At 35.5% G+C, this 17519-nt stretch carries 20 protein-coding genes; 9 read left to right on the forward strand and 11 right to left on the reverse strand.

Annotated elements, in window-relative coordinates; all coding sequences use genetic code 11:
- Nucleotides 1-330, reverse strand: a 330-nt coding sequence (locus B554_RS0106045; RefSeq protein ID WP_019457342.1) for a TetR/AcrR family transcriptional regulator, incomplete at its 3' end; no start/stop codon positions are given.
- Between the two features lie 707 nt (nucleotides 331-1037).
- Between B554_RS0106045 and B554_RS0106050 the strand changes: the two genes are divergently transcribed.
- The gene (locus B554_RS0106050; RefSeq protein WP_025465113.1) at nucleotides 1038-2285 is read left to right on the forward strand and encodes a serine hydrolase; all 1248 of its coding nucleotides are present in this window, start codon (nucleotides 1038-1040) and stop codon (nucleotides 2283-2285) included.
- A gap of 157 nt (nucleotides 2286-2442) precedes the next feature.
- A complete protein-coding gene (locus B554_RS0106055; RefSeq protein ID WP_019457344.1) occupies nucleotides 2443-3156 on the forward strand; it encodes an HAD family hydrolase in 714 nt (237 codons plus the stop codon).
- Nucleotides 3157-3304: 148 nt separating this feature from the next.
- On the opposite strand, the gene B554_RS0106060 is transcribed toward B554_RS0106055, so the two are convergent.
- Nucleotides 3305-3919, reverse strand: a complete 615-nt coding sequence (locus B554_RS0106060) for a TetR/AcrR family transcriptional regulator (protein WP_019457345.1) — start codon at nucleotides 3917-3919, stop codon at nucleotides 3305-3307.
- A 141-nt stretch (nucleotides 3920-4060) separates the two neighbouring features.
- Between B554_RS0106060 and B554_RS0106065 the strand changes: the two genes are divergently transcribed.
- The gene (locus B554_RS0106065) at nucleotides 4061-4462 is read left to right on the forward strand and encodes a DUF6130 family protein (RefSeq protein WP_155757397.1); all 402 of its coding nucleotides are present in this window, start codon (nucleotides 4061-4063) and stop codon (nucleotides 4460-4462) included.
- A 106-nt stretch (nucleotides 4463-4568) separates the two neighbouring features.
- Here the strand turns inward: B554_RS0106065 and B554_RS0106070 are convergent, their stop codons facing one another.
- The 3 genes from B554_RS0106070 to B554_RS0106075 form a co-directional block, all read right to left on the reverse strand.
- The gene (locus tag B554_RS0106070; RefSeq protein ID WP_019457347.1) at nucleotides 4569-5027 is read right to left on the reverse strand and encodes a hypothetical protein; all 459 of its coding nucleotides are present in this window, start codon (nucleotides 5025-5027) and stop codon (nucleotides 4569-4571) included.
- A gap of 252 nt (nucleotides 5028-5279) precedes the next feature.
- Complete coding sequence (locus tag B554_RS19040; RefSeq protein ID WP_081400313.1) at nucleotides 5280-5474, reverse strand: hypothetical protein; 195 nt, start codon at nucleotides 5472-5474, stop codon at nucleotides 5280-5282.
- A 158-nt stretch (nucleotides 5475-5632) separates the two neighbouring features.
- A complete protein-coding gene (locus B554_RS0106075; protein WP_019457348.1) occupies nucleotides 5633-6583 on the reverse strand; it encodes a 3-hydroxyacyl-CoA dehydrogenase NAD-binding domain-containing protein in 951 nt (316 codons plus the stop codon).
- Between the two features lie 257 nt (nucleotides 6584-6840).
- On the opposite strand from B554_RS0106075, the gene B554_RS0106080 reads away from it, so the two are divergent.
- Complete coding sequence (locus B554_RS0106080; protein ID WP_025465116.1) at nucleotides 6841-7539, forward strand: DUF1826 domain-containing protein; 699 nt, start codon at nucleotides 6841-6843, stop codon at nucleotides 7537-7539.
- A 94-nt stretch (nucleotides 7540-7633) separates the two neighbouring features.
- Here B554_RS0106080 and B554_RS0106085 read toward each other — a convergent pair whose 3' ends face one another.
- Nucleotides 7634-8497 (reverse strand): hypothetical protein, encoded by an 864-nt coding sequence (locus B554_RS0106085; RefSeq protein ID WP_025465117.1) that lies wholly within the window; start codon nucleotides 8495-8497, stop codon nucleotides 7634-7636.
- A gap of 321 nt (nucleotides 8498-8818) precedes the next feature.
- On the opposite strand from B554_RS0106085, the gene B554_RS0106090 reads away from it, so the two are divergent.
- Nucleotides 8819-9391 (forward strand): TetR/AcrR family transcriptional regulator, encoded by a 573-nt coding sequence (locus B554_RS0106090; protein ID WP_019457351.1) that lies wholly within the window; start codon nucleotides 8819-8821, stop codon nucleotides 9389-9391.
- 350 nt (nucleotides 9392-9741) lie between these two features.
- Here B554_RS0106090 and B554_RS0106095 read toward each other — a convergent pair whose 3' ends face one another.
- Entirely contained in the window at nucleotides 9742-9954 is a 213-nt protein-coding gene (locus tag B554_RS0106095; protein ID WP_002054492.1) for a cold-shock protein, read from the reverse strand.
- Between the two features lie 744 nt (nucleotides 9955-10698).
- On the opposite strand from B554_RS0106095, the gene B554_RS0106100 reads away from it, so the two are divergent.
- Nucleotides 10699-11421 carry a GMP synthase gene (locus B554_RS0106100; protein ID WP_019457352.1) on the forward strand — a complete coding sequence of 241 codons (723 nt, stop codon included), beginning with the start codon at nucleotides 10699-10701 and terminating at the stop codon, nucleotides 11419-11421.
- A 207-nt stretch (nucleotides 11422-11628) separates the two neighbouring features.
- Here the strand turns inward: B554_RS0106100 and metC are convergent, their stop codons facing one another.
- From metC to B554_RS0106115, 3 genes are all read right to left on the reverse strand, one after another.
- Entirely contained in the window at nucleotides 11629-12810 is a 1182-nt protein-coding gene (gene metC / locus B554_RS0106105) for a cystathionine beta-lyase (protein WP_019457353.1), read from the reverse strand.
- Nucleotides 12811-13050: 240 nt separating this feature from the next.
- The gene (locus tag B554_RS0106110; RefSeq protein ID WP_019457354.1) at nucleotides 13051-13779 is read right to left on the reverse strand and encodes an AAA family ATPase; all 729 of its coding nucleotides are present in this window, start codon (nucleotides 13777-13779) and stop codon (nucleotides 13051-13053) included.
- A gap of 41 nt (nucleotides 13780-13820) precedes the next feature.
- Nucleotides 13821-14291: an Lrp/AsnC family transcriptional regulator gene (locus tag B554_RS0106115; RefSeq protein WP_004702573.1), complete on the reverse strand. Its 471-nt coding sequence runs from the start codon at nucleotides 14289-14291 to the stop codon at nucleotides 13821-13823.
- Nucleotides 14292-14529: 238 nt separating this feature from the next.
- Between B554_RS0106115 and B554_RS0106120 the strand changes: the two genes are divergently transcribed.
- Complete coding sequence (locus B554_RS0106120; RefSeq protein WP_004702576.1) at nucleotides 14530-14850, forward strand: pyrimidine/purine nucleoside phosphorylase; 321 nt, start codon at nucleotides 14530-14532, stop codon at nucleotides 14848-14850.
- A gap of 121 nt (nucleotides 14851-14971) precedes the next feature.
- On the opposite strand, the gene B554_RS0106125 is transcribed toward B554_RS0106120, so the two are convergent.
- The gene (locus B554_RS0106125) at nucleotides 14972-15676 is read right to left on the reverse strand and encodes an SDR family oxidoreductase (protein WP_019457356.1); all 705 of its coding nucleotides are present in this window, start codon (nucleotides 15674-15676) and stop codon (nucleotides 14972-14974) included.
- A gap of 315 nt (nucleotides 15677-15991) precedes the next feature.
- On the opposite strand from B554_RS0106125, the gene B554_RS0106130 reads away from it, so the two are divergent.
- Both B554_RS0106130 and B554_RS0106135 read left to right on the forward strand, forming a co-directional pair.
- Entirely contained in the window at nucleotides 15992-16810 is an 819-nt protein-coding gene (locus B554_RS0106130) for an isocitrate lyase/PEP mutase family protein (protein WP_019457357.1), read from the forward strand.
- A 49-nt stretch (nucleotides 16811-16859) separates the two neighbouring features.
- Nucleotides 16860-17444 (forward strand): GNAT family N-acetyltransferase, encoded by a 585-nt coding sequence (locus tag B554_RS0106135; protein ID WP_019457358.1) that lies wholly within the window; start codon nucleotides 16860-16862, stop codon nucleotides 17442-17444.
- Nucleotides 17445-17519 lie beyond the last annotated feature (75 nt).

Below are 17519 nucleotides of genomic sequence, written 5' to 3' on the forward strand. Positions count from 1 at the left end.
TTCAAAAATGGCTTTAAATAACAGGTAATACCGCCCTTCCAAATCGGTATGCAAGTCATAAAGTATTTTGAGTTTTTCCTTTACGCTTGTGTTGTGGTCGTACTCGACTATTGCAATGACTTTCTCTTGTAGCCGTTCTTTTTGCACGAGTAGGCAAATTTCGATAAACCGCGCTTTGGACTGAAAATAATGATAAAAAGTCATTTTTGTAATTTCAGATTCTTTCACAATTCTGTCGACGCCCACTAAATGAAATCCGTGGTGGTGAAATAAATCAATCGCCTTATTAATAACTTTTAAAGCACGTGTAGAAAATACTAAAGGTGGCATAGTTTTTACCGTTATAAATTCTTGTTGTTTCTAAAAGAGAAAAAAGCCTGTGCCCTTTTTGGGAGAAAAAAAGGCACAGCAAAGCCGTAAAGACTGTGCTTGGCACATCTCAAGTTTTATTGTTGATACAAATTTTGAGCCGTAATGACTTAAAGCCTGAAAACCCTAAAGGCCATCAAACTGTTTAAAGATGATTTAAGTGGTGTCGTTATAGCTTTTGGCATCGAGAGCCAAGAAATAATGAATGTGCAAAGCCAACTCCTTCTATTGGGAGTTCTGCCAGACATTAAAATTATGGTGGCAGAACGGAAGCGGGTTGACAGACTGGTAGGACTCCAGCACACACGAATGTGTCCCTCTCCCGTCCTACCGCTACGGGAGGGAACGAGAAGTACACATAGAAGTATCCCTCAGAAAGGAATAAATCTGATGCGGTCCTAAGTGGTCTGTCAAAACCACCTGGCAATGTAGGCCAGTCCGGAAAGGATATTATCCAAGTTACGTGCAGTCAAGCACACAAAATGACATTTGCTTTAAAATAAATCATTAAAAGTAAGGGTAAATAATTTAGTTTTATTATTAAATGAGGGTTTATAAAATCGAAGAAATTTATATAGATATATAAGTTTTGATGGGCCAAAATGAATGCTTATTTTAAAACCATTTATAAAAAACTGTAGATGAGTCTGAATATAAGAGGACATTGAATGAAGAACTTTCTCACCAAGAAAATGTACACAACTAGAGCTTTATTTTTTGCTGTAGGCGTTATGGCTTTGAATGTTTCCCCTATTGTTATTTCTACTACTCATGCAGCGACAGAACAAAAAATGGATAATTTATCGACTAAGCTTTCACTCATTTTTGCAGATAAACCCGTAGAACCTGCTTTATTTAGTCCTCAATTTTTAGGACAAGTTTCCATAACACAAATTCAAAAAATCGTTGATGATTTAAAAGCCTCTTTAGGCACGGTTAAAGGTATTAATGTTTCAAATGGCACTGGGACTATTGATTTCGAGAAAGGAGAATTACCTGTTTCAATTAGCTTAGATGAGCAAGGGCAAATTAGTACCCTTTGGTTTAGCGCGCCTCATTTTAAGACCGTAAGCCTAGACGAAATGGTTAGAGGCCTGCATGAAAACTCAGTCGGTAAAACCTCTCTTTTAGTTGTTGTAGATAACAAACCTGTGGTTGTTGAAAATGATAAAACCCCGATGGCTGTGGGTTCGACTTTTAAGTTACTCGTTTTAAAAGCATATGAAGATGCGATAAAAGAAGACGAATTAAAAAGAGAAACTATTGTTTCTTTAAAAGAAAAAAATCGCTCATTACCAACAGGAGTTTTACAAAACTTGCCTGATGGTACACCAGTAAATCTGGAACTTCTCGCGCAGTTAATGATACAAATTAGCGATAATACAGCGACCGATAGCCTGATAGAGGTATTAAAGAAACCTCGTATAGAAGCGTTGTCACCTAGAAATTCTCCTCTCCTAACAACACGAGAGCTATTTCAACTGATTGACCCAAGCAACGAAAAACTAAAAAATAAGTTTAAAACAGGTACAAAGTCGGCTCGTCTAGAAGCACTCTCTGATTTAGACAAACTACCACTTCCGAGTGTGAGTGACATTGGAAAATCGGCTACTTGGCAAGATGCTGAATGGTATATGTCAGCCAATGAGATTTGCCCTCTGCTTGAAAGTGTTCAAGATGCTCCCGCTCTGAATAGTTCTTTAAACCCACTTTTTAAAAATTTAAATTGGCAGAAAATTGGTTTTAAAGGTGGCTCTGAATACGGCGTCATCAACTTTTCCGTGATTGGAAAAACTCAAAAAGGTCATAAAGTTTGTGCAGTATTTACCGCAAATGGAAATGAGCCACAGCCTGAGTCAAAACTAGCAATATTATTTACAGGCATACTTCAAGCCGTTGATTCTATGAACCGTTAAGCACATAAGCCCATCATGAGTAGAAGGTTTTTAGCAATTCCTTATGATGGGTTGATTTGGAGTTATACAGAGAATAATCGTAAAAGTATTTTAATTAAACTGAATAATAGATAGAAATTCGATATAAATATTAATCTATTTATAAAAGATGCTAAAAATGAAAAAAGTACTTTTGTTTGATCTAGATCAAACCATTCTTAACCGCAATGAATCACTTTTAAAATTTCTAAATTGGCAAATAAACTTCTTTAAATTAGTACCACAAGAATTAAAAGAGTCTTTTATTAAAAGCTTCATCGAGTTAGATAATAATGGAAGTGTTTGGAAAGATATTGTTTATGATCAATTAATTAAAGACTTTAATATCAAAGGATATGATACATCTGAATTACTCCAGTCTTACATTAGTAACTTTAATAAGTTCTCTACGGCTTTTGAAAATGCTCAAGAGACTATCCAAAATCTTCATGCTCAAGGATACACATTGGGCTTAGTATCAAATGGAAAAACACCTTTTCAGGAGCATAATTTTTATGCTTTAGGAATAACAGAATATTTTTCAACTATTGTGATTTCTGAAGCCATTGGTTTAAGAAAACCCGACCCAGCAATTTATCTATATGCTTGCACTCAATTAGGCTGTAGTCCATCCGATTGCATTTTTATTGGAGACAATCCAATAGCAGATATAGCAGGCGCAAAAAAAGTTGGCATGCAAACTATATATTTTCATCCAGCTCTAACCCTTCATCCGTCTCTTTCTGATGCAAGCATTCATCATTACGATGAACTTGAAGAAGCTATTAAAAGATTGGCCAATGCTTCCCTTTTTCACACCAATCTGCCCTATATAAAAGAAGACTCAATTTAAAAAGTTAGATGAAGTTTTTACAGTTCGATGGGTTTGTCCTCTGGGAAAGACATGGCACCAGTTCCTCATGCTGTAATTGCTGATACTCATCTACACTGCCCACCCTGTTTAAGACATTGAGTACGACTTAGAGATCAGAATTGAAATCTCAACGTTTGAGGCGATCAATTTGTTCATTAATCAGATGTTGTGCAAGCCCAAGGTAGTTCCCTGACTCAACGTCCCAACTCTGTAACTGTCCATCAATGTTCATACGAGCAAGGCCATAAGCCAATGCACGAGTAGACAACAAAGCATCTTCAGCCGAAATACCGACAAGCTCTCCACTCGATACAGCGTCATTTAACAGTTGCCGCATCTGGCGACGAATCTTGTCGTTAGCTGCCCGAAGCCCACTTCCCTCAAAATCGATGACGGCGCGTATGGAAATCACTTGAAAGTGATGTGGATTTTCAAAGGCCCAAATCAGGAATGCCTGTCCCAATGCACGGTATTGCTCTAAGGGTGAGAGACTCGCTGCTTGTGTGAGTGCCTGATCGATTTGCATGGTGAGACGAACCATAGCCTCTTCTGCAACCGCATTCAATAGTGCAGTTCTCGACGGAAAATGGCGAAACGGTGCGCCTGGTGAAACACCAGCCCGTTTAGCCGCCTCTCGCACAGAAACGGCTTCAATCCCACCCTCTTTTAAAAGAACTAGCGTCGCATCAATAAGTGCGGCTTTCAGTGCGCCATGGTGATAACCCCGTTGTGTGTCTGCCATGAATTTCATCACTTGTAAATTTACGATAGTTTAACTTTGACAGTACTTTGAGATCAATGTAATCTGTGCTTACATTAATCTCAGAGTGCTTCGTTATGAACACAAAGTTACTGGTCACAGGAATACTGGGGGGTATTGCTTTTGGGATCGCAAGCCTATGCGAACGAGACCAGTTTTGGTGTATCACCAGTGCAGCAAAAGGATAATGCTCCCCATTTGATTATTGACTCTCCAACAGATCATCAGGTCATTAAAGGGGTCGTCATTATCCGCTGGCATGCGCAGAATATTCGAATATTGTCTGTTTATGGCGATGCTGCACTCGCGGTTAAACCAAAACTCGGTCACCTGCATGTTTCGCTTGATCACAATTCTTGGCATTGGGTACAAGCGTCTGAAGAGCCAATCGTCCTTCAGGGACTGACTCCCGGTGAGCATACGGTTTCGATTGATTTAGCTGATGCAACACATCAAGTGTTAGATCATCAGACATTGACGTTTGTAACCACAAACATAGACTCTAGAAATACACATCCCCATTGACCAGTAATGGTGTAACACCCATAAAAAAAACCGCCCCAGAAGGCGGTCGCTGAGTATAAACCAGCAGGTATATAGAAGTATGGTGGACGAATACTTCTATATTCTTTTATGAAGGAGTTTTCTCGGTTTTCAGAAAATCATTCGATTTAAAATAGCTAATAATCATATCTGCATGTTGTTCTTTTTGAGGCGCAGCGACTACAGGGAATGATTCTTTCGACATCTTAAAACCATATGGAATGAGCTGTGAAATTGGCGGAAATTTAGGTTTTCCCCCTTCTGTAATCCGTTCAATAAAACTTGCCAACCAAAGTAAATACTCTCCTTCATTTTCAAACTTAGGCATTACACTTAAATCAACTTTAACTTTGCACTCACTAATCGGTTTAGTTAATTGCTCATCAAAATCGATGTAATTAAACTTAAGTTTAAACTCAGTCCCTTTAATGGCCTTACGTATCTGACTGATCAAACAATTCAGATTTTGTGTAAGGTCATTGGTGAATAAGTCATCTTTTTGAATGTTTTTATAAACCTTTTCAGCCACGGCTAAATATTTTGGCATTTTTAACCTCCTCGATCTCAATTGTTATAAAGTTTTGATCTTAAAATGATTTATGGTTCTGATTATGAGGAAACAAATGTAAAGGAGTGAAATGTTATTATTATTGAATGTAATTAGTTTAAGTGTTCTGTAAACCTTGCTAAACAATCACCTAAAAAAAGTATGGTTTTGATAACTCATCCACAATTTTTCTAAATTATTAAGATATTTTGAAACATTTATTTTCAATTGAAAATTTACCATTTGGTAAAGTTAATAAGGCCGCATTTGCTGATCTCGTCTAACTAAACCCAAAACCGATCTACGAACCCTAATTTCTTCTTCAGAAAATGGCAGATGTTGTTTTAGCTCATCAATAGAAAGAGAATTATTTTCTATTAAAAAACAGTCTTGTTCAGTTGTCCAATGTGAAGCAGTCGATTCAATTTGTTTGTAGTATCGTTTCATATAGCTAAGTAAATTTATGACTTTAAAAAGCTTAGGAATAGAGCAAGCTTTTTATAAGTTTTGAGCAGAAAGAAGAATAGGAATATTACCGAAATACGCCACAACAAAAAAGCCAAACATTGCAGTAAAGCCCTGTTTGGCACTTCTAAAAAATGAGTTTAATCTAACTCTAACTGTAGTCTTAGCTTTAAAATATCGACTAGCCCTTTATCTCTTTTTTGAGATAGGTCGACATGTTTATAGTGGTTTAAAAGCTCTTTTGTTTGTGCTTCTAGCACCTCTGTAGTTTCATCAGAATGCTGAAACGCCTGCATATCATTCCACCATTCGGTCATAGGTGGCCCTAAGTGATGAATTGCCTCTTTAAAACCCTTCTGGTTTGCAAGTTCCATATTTATATAAGGGCCAAATAATGCCCATCTCAGCCCTGGCCCACTGGTAATTGCAATATCAACATCTTCGGCTGAACACACACCTTCTTTAACCAGTGAAAATGCTTCTCGCCATAATGCTGCTTGCAAACGGTTTGCAACATGACCTTTTACTTCTTTATTTAAAATAATCGGGTGCTTACCAATGCTTTGATAAAACTCGGAGGCGCGCTTTAAAAACTGTGGGGCTGTTAAATTTCCGCCTACAATTTCAACCAAAGGTAATAGATGAGGTGGGTTAAATGGATGACCTAAAAGTATACGCTCGGGATGAGTTGCCTCTTTTTGAAAGTCTGAAACTTTTAGGCCGGAAGAACTTGAGGCAATCAGTGTCTTTTGTGGACAATATGACGTGATGTCTTGATATAACTTTTGCTTTACATCCAAACGCTCTGGTGCATTTTCTTGAATAAAATCGACATCGGCTACGGCATCTTTTAAGTTGTTGTGAAGTTCTAGATTTGAAAGAATATCTTGTAAAGAATGGCTAGGCTGTATTTGCAAATCTAAATCTCGTAAATCTTTTAAATTTGCTTGTATTCTCTTTTTAAATAATTCTTCATCTATGGGATATGGGTCATATACCTTTACTTTAAAGCCTTTATATAAAAATAAAGCTGTCCAGCTTGCGCCAATGACACCGACACCAACCACACCGATTGTTTTAATTTCTTCCATACTTTCCTCGTGACCCTATTACTTTTAAAAACTGTCTTTATTTCCTTACACGACTATAAAAATAGTCGACTTCTCATCTTGTCTCGGTTACTTAAAGCCATTTTATAATAGGCAAGCTGAACCCAAAGTTCATATCATTATTGTACTTTTCTTGCATTATATTCATTTTTTAACAGCTAAAATTTCGGCTAAAGATTGCAGCCCTAGTAGCGCTAAACGTGTATGATTGGCAGGGTTTTGAGCGATTTAAATTTCATATGACAAATACATTTTCTGACCACAAGCAAGTTGAAGTGGTGTCTACTTTTGCTGAACTTGTAAATACACATTTTCAGGGAGATAAGAATGCTATTTGTTGGCACAGAAATTTGATGGGCGACTTTAAAGAAATTGTGACTAAACTTGAGTTAAAAGAAAATATTACCGAAATTTCTGCTGAAGACCTTTTAGCACTTGAGCTTTCAGAACAAGGTGTTTTGGCTCGAGACATTATTTTAAAAGACATGCAGCTTTTAACTGATATGGGTGCATCACCTGTACTTAATTTACTTAAACACTATGAACGTGATGAAGAACTAGATTTTATTTCAACAGATGTCTATTCATTTCATGTTGATCGTTCCCCTATAGAAACAGATACTTTTTTATGTACTTATCACGGCGCAGCCAGCGATATTGTGCCTAATGATCAGGTTGAGCAAAAAGTTTTAATTCCAGAAATTAGAGGCAAACTCAAAGCATTACATGACGGCCCAGAAGCCGAATTTGAAAGCTTTTTAGCAGAGTATTTTTTTGATTTACATTACCAGCCTAAAGCCCATGCACAACCTATAAATTTGGGTACAGGACACTTGTGGCGTTTGGCGGTAGATCATCCAACTCAAAAAGTTTTACCGTGTGTGCATAGAGCACCCGTTGAAAAAGATGGAGAGTATCGATTGCTGTTAATTTGTTAGCTTATGCGTATAAGATTAAGATAAAACCACCAATAAAAAAGCCTACCCACTATTGGATAAGCTTTCGTGAAGCATTCGGAATGGAATATTAAGTTTATGCCAGTTTTTTTGTCTCCATAAAATCGACATAAGCAATTTGGGCATCCCAAAATTCATTCCATAAAGCGCAGTACTCCATACACAGCTTGGTAAGACTTTCATAATCATCTTTGGTTATACCTTGAGCCAATGCAAACCACAAGTCATCTTCATGATCATCATCTGCTGCTTCTGATGTCTCGTCAGTCGATACACCATGTACATGGTAATAGCCACCACCCTCAACCTCAATTCCAACAGCCTTAGTCGCCTCACGTAGCGGAGGACTAAAAAGAATGACTTCTTCTTCTGCAACCGCAAGCAATGCAACAACTTTAATATAACTATCGTATGAAGATTCTAAAAACCTTCTTACCTGATCTGCGATTTTTGAAGGATGGTATGATCTTCGATCCTGTTCATTTAGACCATAATCATTAAGTAAATCTTCATAAAGTGGATAATGTGCATATTCAGGATTACCCAAATAATAATTATCTTGGTCTGTTCCAGGTCTAAAACCAAATTCATCTAGTATATTTAAACTTAATAAAACACGTGGGAACATTTTAGCTCCAGAGTGTAATTTCGGTTCTAATTGCTTAGTCTGAAATTGAGCCATTAATAAAGCATCCGTAAATACTTGTACAATAGCGTGACGATATTCCAAATGAATTTTTGTTAAGGTAAATTTATCAAGCTGTCCGTTATTTAAAATTTCAATTGCTGGATGTGTACATACTGGTAATTTAGCGATTTTTTCTCTTAATTGTTTGAGAAATGCTAGATTTTCTTCCCACTGTTGTGAAGGAATACTATTCTTCATCCCCAGTAAAGCTTTTTGTCTTGGATTATTAAAATCTTCAAATTTTTTTGACATAATCATTCTCAATAACAAATTAATTCTTATAGTTAGGTTTTGAGTTCTCCATTATTTTAATTGCGCATTCATTTGCTACTCAATAAAATTGTATACTCATCCCTAAACAATTCGATATTAGGTTTATTATTTACACAAATCAATCCATGTTTTAATAAATTTTTTTAATAAATTAATTAACAATTCATAGCAAAAAATATTGTCATTTTTATTATTTCATCTGTTGTATTACGACAATCTTTTCAATATGATTGAAATTAACTTTTATAAGAGACCACTTTAAAAAGAAACGGAATTCAAAAGTTTACAATGGGGAAATTGATGTCAAAAAGAGACACTATTATAACAACAGCTATAGCCCTTTTTAATCAGAAAAGCTATAACGGCATTGGAATTGACAAAATTATTGCTGAATCTAATGTAGCAAAAATGACATTCTACAAATATTTTCCGTCCAAGGAAAATTTAATAGAATCATGCCTTTACAAGAGAAATTCAGATATTCAGGCAGCTATATTAGAAAGAATCAATACTAAAGATTTGCCTTTAGTTCAGCTCAGGAGCTTATTTGATTGGTATATTGACTGGATTTATACCGACGATTTTAATGGCTGCTTATTTAAAAAGGCGACCATGGAAGTTGTACAAGTTTATCCTTCAGTAAAAAATCCTATTAACGACTATCGTAAATGGATCTATACGCTTGTTTTTTCGATATTAATTAAAGTTTATGTTGAGGATCCTGAAGCATTAACTACACTCTTTCTGAATATTCTTGATGGCATTATTATTGATGGCACAATTGATAAAGGTTTAGTTAATCGGGAAAAAACATGGTCTTATATTATTAAAATAATTGAGCTTGAAAAAACAGAAGCACGCATCGCTAGTTAAATTATATAGAAGAGATTTTTACATCAATTAAAAGATCTCTTTTAAAATTTCAGTTAACATCAAATTTATTAAAGCCTTATATTTACTCAATGTAATATAAGGTTTTATATACCTCTTATATTATTCTCATACGATTAAGCGATTTTTAAGTTTCATCATAAGAAATCGTTGAGCTAACAGGTTCAATTTAAAATTGTTGGTCAAACTCTCTTTCTCTTCATCAAAAAGTCTTAGTACAAAGCATTCAGACAACACTTGATTAGAGTTTGATGGGACTAAGATGAAATTATTCTTTTTTTAGTCAATAAAAAAGCCCTCAAATGAGGGCTTTTTCTATTCTACAGTACTAATTACTGAGGAATGATGTTTGTAGCGCTAGGGCCTTTTTGACCTTGCACAACATTAAAAGTCACGCGTTGACCTTCATGTAAAGTTTTGAAGCCAGAAGAAGCGATTTCTTTGAAGTGAGCAAAAACGTCTGGACCTGAATCTTGTTGGATAAAACCGAAACCTTTAGTTTCGTTGAACCACTTAACTGTACCAGTAGCTGTGTTGTTAGACATGATATACATCCTATTGATTTTTAAGAACTTGTGCCATGAGACATGACGGGTTTAACTTGGAAAAAATAACGAATTGAGCTTAAGATCTTAAAAACGGAGGATTATGAATAAAGCTTCGATACTAAAAGAGGATTTACTAAACTAATAAGTCTTTTTTCTAGTTGACTTCATTATACATCAAAAGAACACTTATTCAAGCAATTTATATAAATTAATTTACTGATTCTACAGCAAACATTCGCTTACATTTGTAAAAAACAATTACAATTTATTATATAAACAAATAGTAAATAATTTTCTATTTAATAGTTTAAAATTTTAAAACTATACTAAATGGAAATATAACTACAAATAATGAATAAAAAAACAGACTCATAGTCTTTATCAAATACAACAACTTACAATTTTTAAGTATATTTTTATATAATGTTAAAAATTATTATTACTTATTAATTTTTTGAATAAGGACATAAAAAAATATTTAAGAAATTTATCTTTAAATCACAATTAAAACAAGAAAAATTAAATATTTTTTAAAATTATTAAATAAATGAAATGATTATTTTTATTTTATATTCTTTTTCAAATAATCGAATTAGCAACAACTGCAAAGAATATATCAAACTGGACCATATAACTTTGAAAAACTGGATGTGTTCACTAGCCCTTAAGCTCCATAACCTATCTTTGGCTTAGATCTAGCAATAAACCTATCTATACCTTCTTTGAATTTAGGGAACTATCATGCACCTACATTTTATTGTTCATGAAGATTTTGAAGCACCTGGTGCATATGAAATTTGGGGTCAAAATAATCACTGCAAAATGACATATTCAAGAGTGTATTTAAATGGAGAATTCCCTTCTACGGTTGAAGAAATCGATTTCCTGATTGTGATGGGTGGCCCACAAAGTCCAGATACTACAGTTGAAATGTGTCCTCATTTTAATTCACTCGCTGAACAAGCGGTTATTAAGAAAGCCATCCAAGCAAACAAAGTCGTTTTAGGGGTATGTTTAGGTTCACAGCTGATTGGTGAAGCTTTAGGTGCCAAGTTTGAACATAGCCCTGAAAGAGAAATTGGTAAGTTTCCTATTATGCTGACAGAGTATGGTTTTAAAAATTCTCTATTTTCACATTTAGGAAAAATGAAAGAAGTTGGCCACTGGCACAATGATATGCCCGGGTTAACCAACGATGCAAAAATTATTGCTTTTAGTGCAGGCTGTCCGCGACAAATCGTTGAATACTCAAAATTAGTTTATGGTTTGCAATGTCATATGGAACTAACGCCTGAAGTTGTTGAATTACTCATTCAACATTCAGCAACTGAACTCAATCAAGCTCATGATTATAAATTTGTTAATACCCGAGAAGAATTGAGGAGTCATGACTATCAAGAAATGAACCAAAACTTGTTTATTTTCCTAGATAAATTAAAAGATAAGTATTTAAAACTTAGCTAAATGATGGCAAAGCCCTTTTAATAGGGCTTTCTTTCATAAAATTAGATGATCTATAAAGTTTAAATTCGCTTTAGCACCGACAGTAAACGAACATAATATCGCAGCAACAGAATCCCAATTAGTATATGGTCGCTATACAATATCTAATAAAATGATAGCCCCTGTCACACATAAAGCGGCTGATGTGCAAAGTTAGGTTTAAGACGACTATATAACACTTTCAACACGCATTTGTTCTGCGCACTTTAGTGCATATTCCAAATCTTTTTGTAAATCGACCACCGATTCTAGTCCGATATTTAAGCGTACTAAATAACCATCTTTAGGTAAATTGGTATGGGTTCGATAAGCTTGTCCAACAGGTAAAATCAGACTTTCAAACCCACCCCAAGACAAACCAATGTGAAATAATTGCAGCGAATCAAAGAATTTTTGCACATAAGAAGATTCAGACTCTTTTAAATAAAAAGCAAATACTCCAGATGAACCATGAAAATCTCTCAGCCACAAATCATGATATGGGCTTGTTTCTAAAGCAGGATGAAGCACTTCCTTAATAGCCGGATGTGTTGATAGAAACTGAGCAATAATGAGAGCACTGTTTTGATGCTGCTTTAACCTTACCGCCAGACTTCGCAAGCCCCGTGAAGCCAAATAAATGTCGTCTGGGCTTGTGGTTTCACCAAACCAATGACCAGTTTTAGTGAGTTGTTCGTATGTTTCGGCATTTGCAGTAGCCACGCCCATGAGTATGTCAGAATGGCCACCAATGTATTTGGTTACGGACTGAATAGAAATATCAGCACCATGCTTTAAGGGTTGAAAAAGTAACGGCGTTGCCCAAGAGTTATCGACTAATACTTTTGCGCCATATTGATGACTAATTGCAGAAATTGCCGCAACATCACTCAGTTCAAATGTCATTGAACCCGGTGACTCGATAAACACCACACTAGTACGATGATTAATTTTTTCAGTTAATGCCCCAAGGTTAGTAGAGTCAAAATAGTCAACGCTTACCCCGATTCGGACTAATATATTGTCAGCAAAATTTCGCGTTGGACCATAGATGTTGTCGGCAATCAAAACATGGCTATTTGCCTCTACACAAGCCATAAGTGCATGTGTACATGCCGATAACCCAGAAGGAAACACCATACTACCCGCACCACCCTCAAGTGCATTGATTGCACTTTCAAAAGATTTAGCTGTTGCAGCACCGAAACGGCCGTAATGTCGATACACCCCACCATTGCGTTTAAATTCTTCCCACTCACTAAAGCTATTTACAACAATAGTCGAACCGCGAAAAACAGGTGTATTGACTAGACCATCAAAGCGCTCGGGTGTTCGTCCTAAATTAATGACATCTGTGCTGAATTGATTCACTTTTATATTCCAAGAAACATATCAACTTTATTACCAATTCATGATAGTGAGGTTTCAATGGATATAAATTTTAATCTTTTCTATTTTTTATCCTAAAATTAGATCTATATTTCCTATTTTTACTTTAAATTAGAATTTTAATCCAATATTTATTTCTTAGAGTAAAATATTATCTTATTGCGTACTTTGTGTTGATCTGCTTGTTGTTCGAACTTGCTGTTATAAAAGGTACTTCTCACACTATTCTTCATCCATGATTTGCTGGATACGCTTTTGGTAATTATTTAAAAAATCATGCGTTACTCGGAAATGTTCCGTTTGCTCATACTGGATTTCACGGATCCCAGTGTCAGAAAAGTGATAAATTTTAGCGTTGGGATAAGCCAGTAAAATTGGCGAGTGCGTTGCAATGATTAGTTGTGACTGTTTTTTGCACAATTCATGAATAGCCGATAAAGCGACAAATTGCATGGTAGGTGAAAGAGCCGCTTCTGGTTCATCTAATAAATAAAGACCCTCACCTTGTAATTTATTGGTCAGCAATTTCAAAAAACTTTCACCATGTGAACAAGCATGGATATTGCCACCATAACTTTTTACATAGTCCAATTCATTCATATATGTGCCGATATTGTAATAACTCTCGGCTCTTAGAAAGTAATAGTCTTTAGGCTTTTTAAAGCTTTTAATTATTCTTAAATACTGAAATAAATTTGATGAACTACTGGCTGAATTAAGTCGCACATTTAGAGTGCCGCCTTCTTCTGAAAAGCCAAGCGCCAAAGCAATGGCTTCCATAATCGTCGACTTACCAGAGCCATTTTCACCAACAAAAAAAGTAACGTCTGGATGAAACCTTAATTGTTCAATATCATTAACAGCTGGTATTGCAAAAGGATAAATTGACCAGTCTGCCTGCATGTTTGCTTTAATTTGTACCGAACGTAAATAAGGTTTAGCTTCTAGCATTTTTGCTGGTCCTTAATTTTTAATAGTATTCGCAGTTTTTATTAGAAAAAATTTAAAGGAAGTTCTGTCGTATATTTAATTTGCTCCATAGCAAAGCTAGAACTCACATCGGCCAATCCGTTAATTTCAATTAATTTTTTATATACTTTATCGAATTCAGCAACATCCGATACGGCGACTTTAAGTAAATAATCTGTTTCACCTGCCATTCTATACACTTCAATCACTTCATCGATGCTATAGATATGAGAATGAAATTTTTGAATCCACTCAATATTGTGTTGTGCTGTTTTAATAAACACCATCACAATCACATTAATGTTGAGTTTTTTACGGTCTAGCAAAGCGACTTTTGCACGAATAATACCCTCTTCTTCCATCTTATGTATTCTGCGCCAACAAGCCGTGTTGCTTAATCCCACCTTTTCCGCAATATCACCTATTGCCAATGTGCAGTCCTTCTGTAGAAGATCTAATATTACACGGTCATATTTATCTAAATTTAACTTCATACCTTCAAGCTTCTCTGCACTATGTATTTGTAATAAATCAAATCAATGAACAATATATTAGATTGTTATTCTAATTTTAATAAAAAAAATATTTACCTATGTTTTAAATGATCTCCGCGCATTCGAGACGCATTTATTTGTATTGTTCACTTAATAATCTATTTTTAAAGCTTGAAAGTTTAGATGAGCTTTTATTATTATCTTGTACATATTCGGTACAATAAAAGAGACAAGAAAAATGCCAAATCAATTTGATGCTGTTTCTATAACAAAAAAAGCGAATGTTCATTACGAAGGACACTCAATTAGTCATGTTATTGAACTTGAAGATGGTACAAAAAAGACTTTAGGAGTAATTCTTCCAACAGAAAAAGCTTTAACTTTTAAAACCCACGTTTCAGAACGCATTGAGATCATTTCAGGGAAATGTAGTGTTCAAATTGGCGATGATCCGGATACTAAAGTCTATTCAAGTGGTGAATCTTTTAATGTTCCCGAAAATAGTAAATTTAAAATTATCACAGATGAAGTGATTGATTACGTCTGCCATTTAGAATGAATTAAAATTACAAAGTCATACCTTTCATAGGATTTGGTTTTCCTATGAATATGTTCATCTTTTCTGAGAACTAGACGAGATGAATTTTAAATTTTTAGTACCTAAGCATTTTTACAATTATCTATAAGCTTCCACCGCCATCAACCTTGAGAACTTGGCCGGTAATAAAACCTGCATGATCTGACAATAAAAAAGCGACTGCATGTGCAACATCTTGTGGAGTACCGATCCTTCCCAAAGGAATACTTTCTAATATTGCTTTTTCAGCTTCACTTCCAACGGGTCTGGTCTTTCTAAAAAGTTCCGTTTCAATTGGCCCCGGCGCAATACAGTTTACCGTTATTCCAAACTCAGCCAACTCAAGTGCCCAAGTTTTAGTACACCCGACCAAGGCACTTTTTGCTGCCGAGTATGCTGTCCGTTGTTTTGCTCCGTAAATTGCTCTGCTGCCAATATTAATAATTCGTCCAAAGCGCTGTTCTTTTAGTTGCGCAACAAAATGCTGAGTTACTTGTATAGCCGCTCTTACATTTAAGTTCCAAACCTCCTCCAAGGCAAGAAAGGAAATCTGGCCTAAAGGTTGAGGCAAGCTAATTCCTGAGTTATTTACAATTCCATGTATGACATGAGATTGAGAAATTAAAGCTAAAGTTTCTTCAGTCTGTTCTATATTAGATAGATCACAACTAAAAAGCTGTCCGCGAAAATCTATATTTTCAATGTTTCTGGCAATACCAATCACCTGATGTCCCTGCAAGGACAGTTCTTCGCTAATTGCTTTTCCAATACCTTTTGTAGCGCCTATCACTAAATAAGTGTTTTTCATAGCGGATCCTTATTAGACATAAAAATAGTTTCTGGTTTGTTCTCCCCTGTTAACTACAAAAATAATAAAACACTCACTATGATTTTTTATGACGATAAACAGATTTATATCAATTCAAGAAAACTATAATCAATATCCCCAAAATGGACATGACTTTATTTTGATTTTCTTATTTGAAATGAAGAAGTGGTTGTATTTGTATACATTAAAAAGTTGTTATAGTCATTCGACTTGAGTTGGTCTTTCAATCTCTTAGTTTAAAGGCAAAATTGAGTGACTAAATTTAAGTAAATACATTAAAAAGAGTAAGAAATAATGAAAAATTCAGTCGATGAGAAAAGAAAAATTTTCCGCGATCTCCATAAAGACGGATGCTTTATTTTACCCAACCCTTGGGATGCAGGCAGTGCAAAAATACTCGAACAACTGGGCTATAAAGCACTGGCAACAACAAGCTCAGGTTATGCATGGTCTTCTGGAAAGGCCGATGGTCAACTCGACCGAGATGAAACCTTGGCACATCTACGTTATATGGTTCAGTCCACTAACCTGCCTATCAATGCTGACTTTGAAAGTGGCTTTTCAGATACAACTCAAGGCGTCATTGAAAATGTTCTAATAGCAATTGATACAGGTATAGCGGGTATTTCTATTGAAGATTCAACCGGAAATGGTGAAAAGCCGCTTCGTGATATTCCTGACGCAGTTGAAAGAATACGAGCAGCTCGCGTAGCGATCGACCAAAGCGGAACTAACGTCATGCTTATTGGTCGTGCTGAAAACTTCTTTGTGGGTGTACCCGATTTAGAAGATACCATTAACAGGTTAAAAGCATATTCAGAAGCTGGTGCTGACTGCCTGTATGCGCCTGGTATTAAAACTCGTGAACAAATCATTGCTGTGGTGAATGCCGTTTCACCAAAACCTGTAAACGTTTTAATTGGTTGGGATAGTGATTTAACGGCAGCAGAACTTGCAGACTTGGGTGTAAGACGTATTAGTCTTGGTGGAGCATTAGCTCGTTCAGCTTGGGATGGTTTTATTAAAACAGCAAGTGCGATTGCCGAGTCAGGTAATTTCCATTCGCTCAATACTTCGGTTTCAAGTGGCGATCTTAATAGTCGATTTAAATAAGATTTGGATAAACCGCTTTATTTAGTACCTTTTAGCTAGGACCTCTGTTATGCCTTTAAACATAACGCTTTCAAGCCATCGTATACGACTACGCATATTAACTATTGAAGATTCAAGAGACTTAGTTACCGCTGCTTCCGATGGAGAACTATGGAACCTCCCTTTCACTGTAGTCCCTTCAGCAGAAACAGTAGATGACTATATTCAGCATGCACTAGAAGGTTACCAAGCGGGTACGGTTCTTCCTTTTGTAGTCGAAGATATTGCTACAAGAAAAATCATTGGGTCTACCAGATTTTGGAAAATAGATAGAAAAAATTTAAAGTTAGAAATTGGAAGTACTTGGTACTCAAAATCGTGGCAGCGAACATACGCAAATACAGAAGCAAAATATTTACTTCTTCAATATGCCTTTGAAGAGCTAAATTGCGTTAGAGTTCAGTTCACAACAGATGTACTTAATGAAAAATCCCAGAATGCGATTTTAAGACTAGGCGCCCAAAAAGAAGGTGTGGTTAGAAATGAGCGAATCATGCCTAATGGCAGAAAAAGAAATTCTGTCAGGTTCAGTATTATTGATGAAGAGTGGCCGAGCATAAAAGATAATCTAATTAAAAAGTTAAATTATTATTAATTTTTCCTACGGCTTTATCACCCACAACCATTGCAAATGAGTCTCATTTATATATACTTTACTCACTTTTTTGAG

It is taken from the genome of Acinetobacter sp. GG2, from assembly GCF_000292385.1.
GTDB lineage: Bacteria > Pseudomonadota > Gammaproteobacteria > Pseudomonadales > Moraxellaceae > Acinetobacter > Acinetobacter seifertii.